Origin of the sequence: Paenibacillus ginsengarvi (assembly GCF_003626695.1) — a bacterium.
GTDB classification, from domain to species: Bacteria; Bacillota; Bacilli; order Paenibacillales; family NBRC-103111; genus Paenibacillus_AB; species Paenibacillus_AB ginsengarvi.
On record NZ_RBAH01000008.1, the window covers coordinates 1 to 12,137 of the forward strand.

Here is a 12,137-nt window from a genome sequence, read left to right on the forward strand (position 1 = left end):
GGGATGAACTGTATAGCTCTCGGGATCCAAGTCCCACGGGCAGAAACGTTCGATCCCCGGCTACCGATATCTTACGACCATACAAAAATGAGGTCGACCAGAAAGATCTGGTGACCTCATAATACGATTGGGCAGGATAGTGGATTCTTTTTGCGCGAGTAGATAGGAGCACATGGTCTATTTTGATCGTTGTTCATCATACGTTTTTACGATGTGTTTAGAAGCAACTAGTCGCCAGGCGCGGACGAGGACGGAGCGAAAATCGTCCTTCCGTATGCGCTCCGTATTGACGATCATATAATGCAGCCGTTGAAAATTCGTAGGGACGCTATAAATTTCCGGTTCAAATGTGGTTAACGCTTCACGCTCTTCTCTTGTCGTTTTGACGGTAACTGATACACCATCCTTTTGAACCACGGCATAGATTTTTCCGTTGACCCGAAAGGATGGTTTGTCCCAATGTTCCACTTCATCCGTTTTCGGTAGGGAGAGTGCGATTTGGCGAACATCGTTAATCGTAATAGCCAAGCCCTTCACCTCTTTGAAAGGTTGCAATAAACCAACTGTTTCCGAATTCATCTTTAATACCGCCGTTTCTTTCTCCATACGGCATGTCCGCCGTTCATACAGAGAAACCGCTCCCGCCTCCAATGCTCGCCTGTAGCACTCATCCGTGTTGCGAACAAAAACATGCAAAGAAGTTTCACTAGCCGGCCAAGCCTCATTTGCATCCGATATTTCGACGATCCCATGTCCGATTCGCACCTCGGCATGCATAACCTTCCCCTTTTCATCTGTCGTGCGGTGAAGTACTTCCGCATCGAAAACGGCTTGCAAAAAATCCAACAATCGATCGGCATGCTCCGCACGAAGTGTTGGAACAACTGAAGAATAACTTTTTGGGGTCCACTCGTTTCCCATCCTAATGTCCTCCTCATGTTAAAGTATGAAAAGCATTCAGTGAAATGCTGGTGATCTTGTTTTGTGCTTATTCAAATATGAATGTTACAACAAACATCACAAGTTGTATTGTAAATAATTGACCCCATCCATCATATGTGAACATGATTGTAGTGCCTACCGGGAATCGTTACATAATCAGTCGGGTTCAATCCGGAAAAAGCGCGGAAGTCCTTTATAAAGTGAGACTGATCGTAATACCCGCAATCGAATGCGATATCTGACCAATCTGTAATTTTTTGTCGTTCATTCATTTTCCTTAGCACTCCTTGAAATCGTCGGATGCGGCTATAACGTTTTGGTGTATAACCGGTTTCCCTCTGGAACAGTTCGATAAATCGTCTGTGACTGATGCCAACTTGGTCAACAATGTGTCGAACGTGATCCGTCTGTGCGCTTTTCTTGCCTAAATGCTTAATCGCATATTGAACCCCCGGATGTATATCAAGTGGCTTAACCGCCAATTGCAGCAATCGATCGTTAAGTAGATGAAACATTTGTTCGGGAGTTGGCAATTCGAGCAGTTCCTCGCGTAGTTTTCCGGCTAAATGCCCCCAAAACGCATCCATCGAATGCATGACATTATGTAATTGATCGAGTGGATAACCAATAAGTGGATATGCGCCACCCGGTTTGAAATGGATTCCAATCACTCTCGTTACAAGCGAATTGCAGATTACGAAATGTCTAGAATGAGGTCCGCAGACAAATACATTGTTGAGTCGCAATGTCTCGTTCGACGCAGTTGCCATGAGGACTTTATCAGAAGTTAAATCAATAATGAGATCAACGGAGCCGTCCGGTAATGAAAGCTCATTTTGACATGCAGTATTTTGGTCTTCCATGTACCAAAAATAATCCACGAATGCCGATAATAGCCTAGGTGGTTTGTAAGTGTGCATGATCATGCCGAAACAACTCCTTTCGTAACTGCTATTTAACAGTCCTCAAAATTATATTAACAGTAAAATCTGGCATGGATCGTATAAAACGAACATTCGTCAGTGATCTCCAATGAGTTGTCGGCCGAATGTTGAAGGTTGATTTTAATTTATGTTTTTTATGCATATACCGTTCAGCGTTTGATTGAACGCGTTGAGATTGATTTGAATGGTGGAATTAGAAAATCGTTGGAAGTTTATTCGATGCTAGCAATTACGGATGTTCAATTCGAAAATAACGATGTAATAAATAAATTCCCAATTTAATCCATAGATTGTGGGGGTATCAACGACGCTGTACTCCAACGGGAGACATTAGTTCAACTATATGGAGGAGCTTTGCCGGTTTAGAGTAAACCATGCCCACCTTTCTTTTTTTCTGTGCGACATGAGAGTGATCATGGTACCGAAAAAAACCATTCCTATCGTTGCAATGCCAAGCACTCGCACCAATCCCACAGAATCGTTGCCGCGGTTTTGCCACCGATTCCAGGTATCGACTGGATAATTTTAAATCCTCAACTTCTTTCACAAGAGCATCGATCTTATTCTCAAGTTGGGATACATCAAAGGATCTTCCAATTGATATCCATTCTTTAAATAAATCAGAATTGAGAATTAATGTATGTGCTTCAGTTGTATTTAAACCATCGTTTAAATAGCTGAAAGCCATTATATCCAATTTAATTACGATTCAACGAAAGAAGAACAGTTTTTCACAGAACTAAGGGTGTTAAAGCAAACTTCTGGCGAAGCACTGGCTGTGCATTAAAACTCCCTCGGTACGATTTAGTTTTCTCACGAATGCTCGCTAATTCGCAGGACTCTCTTATGATTTAAACTTCATATGAAAGCGTCCTCCTGGAAGATGGGAATTTAAGGGCCATGACCTGTTTGGTTAGTTCGGCACACACGTACATATACTAGATGGATAATGCTTGCATTTGCCGCAAAAGGAGATGCTTTCTTACCCATGCATGAGTATATGGCTGTTTTCGTTCGCACGGTCGCTGCATTCCTTATGCTTATCGTCATTGCCCGTATATTGGGCAAGCAGCTTCTTTCGAATATGACGTTTCACGATTTCGCAACCGGGATTACGCTTGGGGCCATCGCCGCCAATCTCGCCTTCAATCCGAAATTAAGCTTCGGTCCCTTGCTTCTCTCGCTTGTTGTATTTACGGCAATCTCATTCGGCATCTCTACCCTATCGATACGCAGCAGAAAAGCAAGGAAGTGGATAACGGGCTCGCCGACCGTTCTGATCGAGGGAGGCAAAATACTAGAAGAAAACATGAAGCATGTCAAATATTCACTCGATTCGCTCATCCAAGCTTTGCGCGAAAGAGATATATTCGATCTGGGGGAAGTCGAATACGCGGTTTTAGAAAATAACGGGAAGGTGTCGGTGCTGAAGAAACCGCCTTTCCGGACGGTTACCCGGATGGATATGCATATGAAAAGGCCGTCGTCCTCCAGCTTCCCGGTCGAATTGATTATGGACGGTCAACTGATCGATAATAATTTGGACAATGACGGCGTATCCATAAGATGGTTAGAGTCGGAGCTGGAAAAGAGGGACAAGCGGATTGCGGACGTGTTTTATGCCGTAATAAGCACAAACGGAAAATTGATCCTGGACTTTTATAAGGATAACCTGAAGCAACCGGTGGACAAAGAACAATGAAGCTCAATCCGTAGGGGCATTTGCCGATTTCCTGAACCAGGGTGGAAAGAGAAAATGTCTCTTATTGCGTTCCAACGATATGACTTCGACTTACTCTCTACGGTTCACGGCGGTTGTGCGGCCGATTCTAAGTTCACCTTGAATGCGTATATGCTCGTAAGGAAGCGAAGAGTTCGCTATGCGCCAAAGCATCCGGTCGGCCGCTCGGGTCAGCTCCTTGGAGGTGGCAGCAATGTACATTGACAATACTGGACACCTCCTTGGCGGGACCGAGCCATCCGGAGAAACCAGGTCTCCAGGCAGTTCGGCTCGGGGGCGGGTTCGTAGAGAGTAAGGCAGATCCGGATGAACAGGAAGGAGCACAGTTAGCCGGCTTGTTCCCGGTCCGTTACGCAGGCGGTCAGAAATACGTTATCGTAACCGGCAAGGTACCCTAGCATTTGGAAGGAGTTCGCTTCTTAAGCCAATGCAAGTCCTTATAATCACGCATTCCCACATAAGAAGGCCCTCGATCCGAGATCGAAGGGCCTTCGCGTTCTTGCCGATACTCTATGCCTCTGCATAGATCGAGCCATGGAGATGTTAATGTAGGTTGACAGCTGCAGTCTACGTATCCATTGCTGTAAGCAATGCGGTACAACGTTAGATCGGGATGTGAATGCGGCGATCAACATCCTGGCGCGCGCGAAGCGGCAAGTCTCGTAAACGCACAAAGGTAGATTAGGCTCGGACGGAGCCTTCGGGGAGGGACAAGGTTACGAAGTCTCGTTGATTCGAGAAGCCCACGGCTTAAGCCATGAGGAGTCGTCACTAAGCTATAGGGAGTTTGTTTAATAGGCACTATAGGATACCGCGGCAATAACTCCTTTCCTTCATTGAAGTAACAGGCAGTTATATTCAATATTTGGGGGGGTGTCTTACAAGTGCGGAACGCTCAAGGAAAGAGATGTAAGTCTCAACTAAAAAATAATCATTAAATCATTTACTTTATAAATAAAATGGTTTAATATGAAGTCAACAAATAAAATTAAGTCACACTACGAAATCAAAACGAAGCTCACAGTCAAGACCGGTAATCAGGAAGGAGGGGAATGGAACAAGCTGTATGCCTAACGATATTTTTTCCGCATTGGCAGATCCAACGCGTCGCCGCATCCTGGAGATGCTTGCCGACAATGAAGAGTTCCCCGCATCTCAGATCCACGATCAATTCGAAGTCAGCCCGCAAGCGATCTCCCAACATTTGAAGATTTTACTTGAGGCGAAATTGATCCTTGTGGAAAAAAGGGCGCAGCAACGCATTTATCGCATCAACACGGATACAATGGTCGAATTCGAGGACTGGTCCAGGAACATGAGACGTCGATGGAGCCAGCGCTTGGATACATTCGAGGCCGTAATGAAAGCAGAAATTGCGAAAGCTGCTAAAACCCCAAACGATTCGGAGGAATCCCAATGAACCAAAATTCGAATACGCAAGAACTAGTGATCACTCGAATATTAGACCTTCCTATCGCGTGGGTCTGGAAAGGATGGACGGATCCTAAGCTGATAGCACTCTGGTGGGGGCCAGCTCATTACACCTCACCGCGATGCGAAATTGATTTTCGCGTTGGCGGCAAGTATTTATTCTGTATGCAGGCGCCGTTAGAGCAAGGGGGGCAAGTTTACTACAACACCGGTATTTATACGAAGATTGTGCCCGAGGAACGTCTTGAATTTACGCAGAGCTTGTCCGACGCGGAGGGTAACCCGATCGACCCGGTAGACGTGGGTATGCCCCCTGATTTTCCGAAAGAGGTTCAATTCATCATGGAATTTAATGCACTAAGCGATACCAAGACGGAACTGACGATAATCGAAAACAACTGGACGATGGGCCAAATGTCCAAATACGCCGTCATGGGCATGAATCAGTCACTCGACAAGTTCGCCTCAATCATCGGTTCACTTCATCGTTAAAAAACGAAAGAATTTAAAAGGTCAAATCTTTGGATAACTAAGGGGAGAAAACGTTCATGCAAAACAAAATTACACCTTTCTTGTGGTTCAATGATAACGCGGAGGAAGCCATCCATTTCTATAACTCGGTGTTCAAAAATGGAAGAACGTTGAACGTCACCCGTTATGGAGATGGAGCGCCGTTTCCAAAAGGGAGGTTGATGTCCGCAACTTTCGAGCTGGAGGGGCAACGGTTCATGGCGTTAAACGCCGGTCCACACTTCAAATTCAACGAGGCTATTTCGTTCTTCGTGAACTGCAAGACACAGGAGGAAGTCGATGAGCTGTGGGATAAACTCACGGCTGATGGAGGAGAACCCGGCCGGTGCGGATGGCTGAAGGACAAATTCGGCTTGTCGTGGCAGATCGTTCCCATGATCCTCAGCGAGTTGCTGGCAGACAAGGATGCCCGAAAAGCAAAAAACGTAACGGAAGCCATGATGCAAATGGATAAAATCGATATCCGGGCATTGAAGCAAGCTTACGAGAAATAAGCGGGGGGCTTGCCCGTTGGGTGAATCGCAGCAAGCTACGTAGTAAAGTTCAACTATTCACATTGAGAAGGTATTAAACTAACGGATAACGATAGCTTCATGATCAGGCTGCCAATTATATCGGCAGCCTATTGAGCTATTGGGCAGTTTAGTGGATAAAAAAGGAACCAACGAGGCGCGTGTCGAAGTAAAAAATATATCTTCTTCAGTATTGAAATTAAACAAAATGATAGGGTGAAGTTAATAATGCTAGTGAAGAAAGATACTCTTGGAATCATGCATTATGTCAAAGACTTAGAAGCAGCTAGCCAATGGTACCGCGATAACCTTGGATTTTCAATTGGGGATTATGATTTTAATGAATTTGTAGAATTGACCGTGGAAGGACAATACGTTATGCACTTATTTAAATCATTGGATTCACGTCCAGCTGAGAAAGCATATTTTGTTTTGGGCACGGATGATATTGAAAATACTTACCATACTCTAAGACAGAGAAAAGTGGATCTTCGTCCACTTCGCCATTACGGTGACCATGCAGGATTCACCTTAAAAGATTGTGACGGCAATGTATTGATGATATGCCAGTATTTTAATTAATGTTTACACTAACGGATACAATAGCTCTATCGTCACACGACGGCAGCCGGCCAAATGTTCGGCTGCCGTCGTTGTGCTAACAGGCAGATTAGTTTGATAATTGGTTGGTACCTCAGAACATTCGTCCCCTTAAAATAGTCTGTAAGTGACTGGTGGAATAACGACATATTGGTAATAATTAGTGCGTGGTTGTTGCTATATTTTGCATCAGACTCTCAAAAACAAGAGGTGTCCTATGGTTGAAGAATTAAAAAAAGAAATTATTAATGAATTAATACATTTATTCCGAAGTCAGTATCGGAGATTGATAAACCTAAAGATGATAAAGTATGCTTTATTGCCCTTTGTAGAGATGATTACAACCCATTAGTTAGCCTAATACAATTAGGATTGGTTAAGTATCGCCAAGAATGCCTTGAAAGTTCAGGGTTCTGTTTTAATTCAGGGGAACAGCCTGCGAAGTATCAGAATGACCTACCTGACCAGAAGTTAAAAGAAAAAGAAAAACTATTAGTTTCTGTGTCTAACCCAGATGATTATTACGGTGGGTGGTGGAAGCAAACGGAACAGATTATGTTTGAAGTATCTATGAGACTGAACGAATATGAATGGAATGAAATCTTAGATATAACGGATGATTTTATTGTCTTTGTAGATTGGGAAGCGTGGGAGGGAGACTTGTCAGTAAGCGTTCCAAATGAAAAAATTGAAAAACTCATTAAAAATGGTTTGTACGACGAAAAATTTATTAAGAAGAGTGATGAATAGATAGATTATCTATTGAGTCTGTAAAATACTTTGTGTAAACTCACAAACCTACTAAAATGTAAACATAGAGAGGTTGGGAGCACACATGGGATTATGGACGAAAGAGCAACTTCGGAGCTTCATTAAAGAGAATAACTTGGTCACCGCACAGGACGCACAGAATGCACTAAAGAACCTTTTTGCTGAAACGCTGCAGGAAATGCTGGAAGCGGAAATGGACACGCATCTGGGCTACGAGAAGCATGACGTGCAGAACAAAACGACGCCCAATAGCCGCAACGGCAAGAGCAAGAAAAAGGTCACGAGCGAATACGGCGATCAGGAAATTTCCGTTCCACGAGACCGACTGGGCGAGTTTGAGCCACTCGTCGTTAAGAAGAATCAATCCAATGTGACTGGCATCGAAGACCAGATTATCGCGCTCTACGCCAAGGGTGTCAGCACGCGGGAGATCCAGGACCACCTTCAGAATCTATATGGTCTGGAGGTCTCTCCAACCTTCATCTCTAACGTGACGAACAAGATTATTCCGCTCATCAAAGAGTGGCAGAATCGGCCGCTGCAGGGCGTCTACGCCGTCGTTTTCCTGGATGCGATCCACTTCAAGGTAAAGCACGACGGCGCCATCGTGAACAAGGCAGTCTATATGGTCATTGGCATCGACCTGGACGGCAACAAGGATGTGCTGGGCATGTGGATCGGCGAGAACGAGTCCGCGAAGTTCTGGCTGAGCGTCCTAAACGACCTCAAGAACCGTGGCGTTCAGGACATTCTCATCACCTGTGTCGATAACCTCACCGGCTTCTCCCAGGCGATCTCCGCCTGCTATCCGAAGACGGAGATCCAGAAATGCATCATCCATCAGATCCGCAACTCCACACGCTATGTCTCGTACAAGGATTTGAAAAAGGTAACAGCGGATCTTAAGCCCATCTACAAGGCCGCGACCGAGGAGATGGCGCTCTTGGAGCTGGATCGCTTCGAGGAGACGTGGGGTGCAAAATATCCGCTCATCATCCGCTCATGGCGCAGCAATTGGGACGAACTCGCCAGCTTCGCAAGGTCACCAAAGGCAAAAGCATCTTTCCGAGCGACGAAGCGCTGCTTAAGATGCTGTATCTCGTCACAATGGATGTCACACGCAAATGGACGGGCCGCGTCCAAAACTGGGGACAAATGCTTCTGCAACTCTCTGTCTTCTTTCCGGACCGGATCGGCCAACACTTACCTTGAGGGCCAATCTCCCCTCGTGGAGATTCCTATAAAAGAGTTTACACAAAATTATTGACAGACCCCTTACGAACAGACATCTTTCGTTTAAAAACACACACGAAGGGTTTGAAAAGTTAAAGCAGTGGATGGTGTCCCTGTAGCAGAAGATCAGATAAACATGCGGTTGGAATTGAAAACACTTACTTAGCGTCAAGGGTGGGAACTTATCTGGCAAATTTAGTGGTTAACGATATTGTCCAGAATGGCTATACCTGCTTATGGGAATGTTCTCTGAGCAATGAAGCCTCTAATAAATTAGCACGACGGCTGGGATTTAAGCAGATACACCAATATCAGTGCTTAGGTTTTTCACTATAGTTATTGCAACCTTTTTAAGTTTGCTATGGAGTAATACCAGTCATCTACTTTTTGGTTATATCAGGTTCCCTGTTTATTTACGAACCAGAATGTAAAAAGCTAGACTTTCAAACGGATTAATGTAATCTTATGGGAGTGAAGTTCCATTTGTTACTTTAGATATTTGCAATAAGGAGAACTCCTCTATGTATCGAAAAAGGATTATTATCTTGGTAGCCATCGCAGCAATGATGGCCATTATTGTATGGTATGCAAACAGCAAATTGCAGCCTGAGGGATTTACAACTCCGAAACTAGCAATAGATAGCTTCTTCAATGCCGTTGTACGTAAAGATGCAGTTACTGCTGTTAAAGCTTCGAACGATGCTTGTGGAAAGCCGAGGCAAGCCCGAATAGACGAGTTCCAAGAAGGTATGGTTACTGATCCTGTACTGAGCTATCAGATACTTTCTGTTACAGAAAATAGTTCGGACATAAGTATAGTCCGGGTTGAACTCATGTTAAGAAGTGGCGATCAAGCTGAATTTCCTTACCAAGTTAGACGTGGGAGTAAAGGATGGCGACTCCAGTTCGACCGCTTTTATCGGGATGGATCCGGGACTTTTACAGGTACATTGCCTTGTGAATCTGAAAATCTAACTTTTGTAGATAAGTTTGTTAATATGCTACGTTCACTATAAAATCAGTCCTTTTAAGTTACTGTACCCATTGCTTTGACTGTGAATTAGACATAGATGCTTATGCAATCGAAAACGATGCTTATTTTGGAAAAGGCTATCTAAAACTGAATACTATTCTTAAGTTAAATAACTTACCTAATGATAGCTGCCCCCGATGTAAGGGGAATTTGCGTAGACCTGGTACAGTGGAAGTTGTTCAAGTATACGATACAGCGTAGTTTGAAAGAATTCATCCTTTACGCTAACGAAGACGTTAGTTCCATCAATTTGCCGGGACGAGACTGCCGGCAAGATCGGTAACCTTATTAAGTTATTGGGGGATTAGTGAAAATGTATTGGGAGACATTACCTAATTGGGTTTGGGCAATTTTTTACTTGTTTTTATCAACCACATTAGGGACAGCTATTTGGAATGTGTATCGAAAGAAAATAGTCAGTTTATCTATCGCAGTGATTGTCATTACCATAACTATCCCGATAGTTGGAGTGTTTAACAGTGTTGGGCGACAAAAAGGAATGAATGAATTTGAACATCTGATAAGCGAGATGAAACAAGGCGCCATATGGACTTTTTATATAATCACTGCTTTATTGTATTTGCTATTTTATTGGGGCATATTCGTGTTCGAAAAAAAAACTAAAGTTTCTTATTGAGCTAACGGAGACGTTAGTTCACCCAACCAGAAGGAGATGTATAAAGATTAAGAATAGATTCGAATTTACTGCGGTTGTGTTAATAGGTAATGGCGAGTTAACAGATGATTTTACCATCGAAATCGCACAAATTGCTGACCGTTTAACCGAACAGCTGGAGATCGCGAAGAAAGCGCTGCAGACCATTGTGGAAAGTACTGAACATGGTAATGAGGCAGCCAAGACCATAGCCGCAGAAGCTTTGGAAGCAATTATTAAGCCTTAAAATAACTATGCACCATGTAATCTTCCCGTGCATTCACAATTCTCGAATAATGTTGAGATCTGAGACGAGAGTTCAAAGAGTTAGGAGGGGAATAATGTTCGAGTTTTATGGATGGATTGTATTAAGATACCATACACATGATACAAATGAATTCCTTCAAGACCAGGCATACAATAGGTTCATTAACTATTTGAAGGATATAGATACTGAAGAATTATCAAATATTAGACGGAGGAATGGGCAAGATTCCTGGACTATCTCCGGCTTACATAATCATTTCTCCAACTATGTTCTGGAAATATATAACTGGGTCTCTGGGAACTTACCAGGCTCATATGGATTATTATATACACATGACGACGAAGATGATGAAGATAATAACAAGTTTGTTGTCTGGAAACTAGCTCGTGGGAAATTAACTCGTGAGACAGACAGTTTCCTGTCACCATATATTCCAGTAGTCGAGGATGAATACGATCCGGATAGAAATGATTAAATTATGGTTTGTTGATTAAGCTAACGAAGACGATAGCTAAATAAGACATATGTTGGCAGCCGGATTTTACGATCGGCTGCCTTTTTAAACTACCGGGGAAGATTTGCGAAACAATTCAAAATTAAATCATCTGGTGGCTATATTACTTAAGCCCCGATCAGTCCGTCATCGGACCGCGCAGGCTCTGATAGATGCCTTCCTTATCGTACTTACACGAAAGGTTGCTGCTTCCGCCGTTTTCTTATACAATAACAGCAGACTGATGATGATAACTATTCTCATTACAATGAGGTGCCAAAGGCGGAGCTGCGGAATGAAAACCATTTTGCTGATCGAGGATGAGAGACATTTAACGAGGTTTATTGAGTTGGAGCTGCGACACGCTTCGTTCTCGGTGACGACTGCTTACGATGGGCCATCGGGATTGGAGCTCGCCTTGAGAGGGGACTGGGACGTCATCCTGCTCGATCTGATGCTGCCCGGAATGAGTGGTCTGGAAGTATGTCAGCGAATCCGCTCCGTCAAGAAAACGCCGATAATTATATTGACGGCACGAGATAGCGTCATGGACCGGGTATCGGGACTCGACAGCGGAGCGGATGACTATATTCCGAAGCCTTTTGCAATCGAGGAGTTGCTGGCTCGAATCCGGGTCGTCTTCCGCAGGCAGGAAGTCAGCGCCGAGGACAACAAGGCGATACTGTTGTTTCAGGAGCTGAGCGTCAATCTGGATTCCCGCGAGATACGCAAAGGCACCAAACAGATCGAGCTGACGAAGAGGGAATACGACCTGCTCGTTGCATTTTTGAGAAACTCGGGCCGGGTGCTGACGCGCGAAGCGCTGCTCGACATGGTGTGGGGATTTGAAGCGGCGGTCGATACGAATGTCGTGGACGTCTATGTCCGCTATTTGCGCAATAAAATCGATACTCCGGGAGAGCCGAGCTACATTCAGACGCTTCGAGGGACCGGCTACGTGATGCGAAGATGAGAAGAATAAC

At 44.2% G+C, this 12,137-nt stretch carries 17 protein-coding genes and 1 pseudogene; 14 read left to right on the forward strand and 4 right to left on the reverse strand.

Annotation, left to right across the window (positions count from 1 at the left end; genetic code table 11):
- Positions 1-177 precede the first annotated feature (177 nt).
- From D7M11_RS37330 to D7M11_RS37090, 3 genes are all read right to left on the reverse strand, one after another.
- Entirely contained in the window at positions 178-921 is a 744-nt protein-coding gene (locus D7M11_RS37330; RefSeq protein WP_240041081.1) for an MmcQ/YjbR family DNA-binding protein, read from the reverse strand.
- Between the two features lie 131 nt (positions 922-1,052).
- A complete protein-coding gene (locus D7M11_RS12600; RefSeq protein ID WP_120747585.1) occupies positions 1,053-1,868 on the reverse strand; it encodes a helix-turn-helix domain-containing protein in 816 nt (271 codons plus the stop codon).
- Positions 1,869-2,187: 319 nt separating this feature from the next.
- Positions 2,188-2,583, reverse strand: coding sequence for a hypothetical protein (locus tag D7M11_RS37090; protein WP_205127049.1), 396 nt, complete (start codon positions 2,581-2,583; stop codon positions 2,188-2,190).
- A 303-nt stretch (positions 2,584-2,886) separates the two neighbouring features.
- Between D7M11_RS37090 and D7M11_RS12610 the strand changes: the two genes are divergently transcribed.
- A complete protein-coding gene (locus D7M11_RS12610) occupies positions 2,887-3,588 on the forward strand; it encodes a DUF421 domain-containing protein (RefSeq protein WP_240041082.1) in 702 nt (233 codons plus the stop codon).
- Positions 3,589-3,678: 90 nt separating this feature from the next.
- Here the strand turns inward: D7M11_RS12610 and D7M11_RS36375 are convergent, their stop codons facing one another.
- A complete protein-coding gene (locus D7M11_RS36375) occupies positions 3,679-3,834 on the reverse strand; it encodes a hypothetical protein (RefSeq protein WP_158606572.1) in 156 nt (51 codons plus the stop codon).
- Between D7M11_RS36375 and D7M11_RS12615 the strand changes: the two genes are divergently transcribed.
- The 13 genes and pseudogenes from D7M11_RS12615 (at position 3,828) to D7M11_RS12680 (ending at position 12,127) form a co-directional block, all read left to right on the forward strand.
- Positions 3,828-4,025 (forward strand): hypothetical protein, encoded by a 198-nt coding sequence (locus D7M11_RS12615; protein ID WP_120747587.1) that lies wholly within the window; start codon positions 3,828-3,830, stop codon positions 4,023-4,025. The two genes, D7M11_RS36375 and D7M11_RS12615, sit on opposite strands and share 7 nt — an antisense overlap.
- Positions 4,026-4,200: 175 nt before the next feature.
- On the forward strand, positions 4,201-4,293 hold the full coding sequence (locus D7M11_RS12620) for a zinc ribbon domain-containing protein (protein WP_240041101.1): 93 nt from the start codon (positions 4,201-4,203) through the stop codon (positions 4,291-4,293).
- A gap of 400 nt (positions 4,294-4,693) precedes the next feature.
- On the forward strand, positions 4,694-5,047 hold the full coding sequence (locus tag D7M11_RS12625) for an ArsR/SmtB family transcription factor (protein WP_120747589.1): 354 nt from the start codon (positions 4,694-4,696) through the stop codon (positions 5,045-5,047).
- Positions 5,044-5,550: an SRPBCC family protein gene (locus tag D7M11_RS12630; RefSeq protein WP_120747590.1), complete on the forward strand. Its 507-nt coding sequence runs from the start codon at positions 5,044-5,046 to the stop codon at positions 5,548-5,550. Before D7M11_RS12625 ends, D7M11_RS12630 begins: the two co-directional genes overlap by 4 nt.
- Before the next feature lie 56 nt (positions 5,551-5,606).
- The gene (locus D7M11_RS12635; RefSeq protein WP_120747592.1) at positions 5,607-6,083 is read left to right on the forward strand and encodes a VOC family protein; all 477 of its coding nucleotides are present in this window, start codon (positions 5,607-5,609) and stop codon (positions 6,081-6,083) included.
- Positions 6,084-6,329: 246 nt separating this feature from the next.
- Positions 6,330-6,683: a VOC family protein gene (locus D7M11_RS12640; protein WP_120747593.1), complete on the forward strand. Its 354-nt coding sequence runs from the start codon at positions 6,330-6,332 to the stop codon at positions 6,681-6,683.
- Positions 6,684-7,073: 390 nt separating this feature from the next.
- Entirely contained in the window at positions 7,074-7,451 is a 378-nt protein-coding gene (locus D7M11_RS12645) for a hypothetical protein (RefSeq protein ID WP_120747594.1), read from the forward strand.
- Positions 7,452-7,536: 85 nt separating this feature from the next.
- A pseudogene (locus D7M11_RS12650) lies at positions 7,537-8,684 on the forward strand (IS256 family transposase).
- A gap of 168 nt (positions 8,685-8,852) precedes the next feature.
- Positions 8,853-9,041, forward strand: a complete 189-nt coding sequence (locus tag D7M11_RS38045) for a GNAT family N-acetyltransferase (RefSeq protein ID WP_120747596.1) — start codon at positions 8,853-8,855, stop codon at positions 9,039-9,041.
- A gap of 185 nt (positions 9,042-9,226) precedes the next feature.
- Positions 9,227-9,721, forward strand: coding sequence for a hypothetical protein (locus tag D7M11_RS12660; RefSeq protein WP_120747597.1), 495 nt, complete (start codon positions 9,227-9,229; stop codon positions 9,719-9,721).
- 730 nt (positions 9,722-10,451) lie between these two features.
- Positions 10,452-10,640 carry a hypothetical protein gene (locus D7M11_RS12670; RefSeq protein WP_240041083.1) on the forward strand — a complete coding sequence of 63 codons (189 nt, stop codon included), beginning with the start codon at positions 10,452-10,454 and terminating at the stop codon, positions 10,638-10,640.
- Between the two features lie 94 nt (positions 10,641-10,734).
- Positions 10,735-11,136 carry an Imm7 family immunity protein gene (locus D7M11_RS12675; RefSeq protein ID WP_120747600.1) on the forward strand — a complete coding sequence of 134 codons (402 nt, stop codon included), beginning with the start codon at positions 10,735-10,737 and terminating at the stop codon, positions 11,134-11,136.
- Positions 11,137-11,449: 313 nt separating this feature from the next.
- Entirely contained in the window at positions 11,450-12,127 is a 678-nt protein-coding gene (locus tag D7M11_RS12680; protein ID WP_120747601.1) for a response regulator transcription factor, read from the forward strand.
- Positions 12,128-12,137 lie beyond the last annotated feature (10 nt).

Bases quoted from the DNA above. Each gene is read 5' to 3' on its own strand.
- D7M11_RS37330 (WP_240041081.1), bottom strand. From the start codon at position 921: ATGGGAAACGAGTGGACCCCAAAAAGTTATTCTTCAGTTGTTCCAACA.
- D7M11_RS12600 (WP_120747585.1), bottom strand. From the start codon at position 1,868: ATGATCATGCACACTTACAAACCACCTAGGCTATTATCGGCATTCGTG.
- D7M11_RS12610 (WP_240041082.1), top strand. From the start codon at position 2,887: ATGGCTGTTTTCGTTCGCACGGTCGCTGCATTCCTTATGCTTATCGTC.
- D7M11_RS12625 (WP_120747589.1), top strand. From the start codon at position 4,694: ATGCCTAACGATATTTTTTCCGCATTGGCAGATCCAACGCGTCGCCGC.
- D7M11_RS12630 (WP_120747590.1), top strand. From the start codon at position 5,044: ATGAACCAAAATTCGAATACGCAAGAACTAGTGATCACTCGAATATTA.
- D7M11_RS12635 (WP_120747592.1), top strand. From the start codon at position 5,607: ATGCAAAACAAAATTACACCTTTCTTGTGGTTCAATGATAACGCGGAG.
- D7M11_RS12640 (WP_120747593.1), top strand. From the start codon at position 6,330: ATGCTAGTGAAGAAAGATACTCTTGGAATCATGCATTATGTCAAAGAC.
- D7M11_RS12660 (WP_120747597.1), top strand. From the start codon at position 9,227: ATGTATCGAAAAAGGATTATTATCTTGGTAGCCATCGCAGCAATGATG.
- D7M11_RS12675 (WP_120747600.1), top strand. From the start codon at position 10,735: ATGTTCGAGTTTTATGGATGGATTGTATTAAGATACCATACACATGAT.
- D7M11_RS12680 (WP_120747601.1), top strand. From the start codon at position 11,450: ATGAAAACCATTTTGCTGATCGAGGATGAGAGACATTTAACGAGGTTT.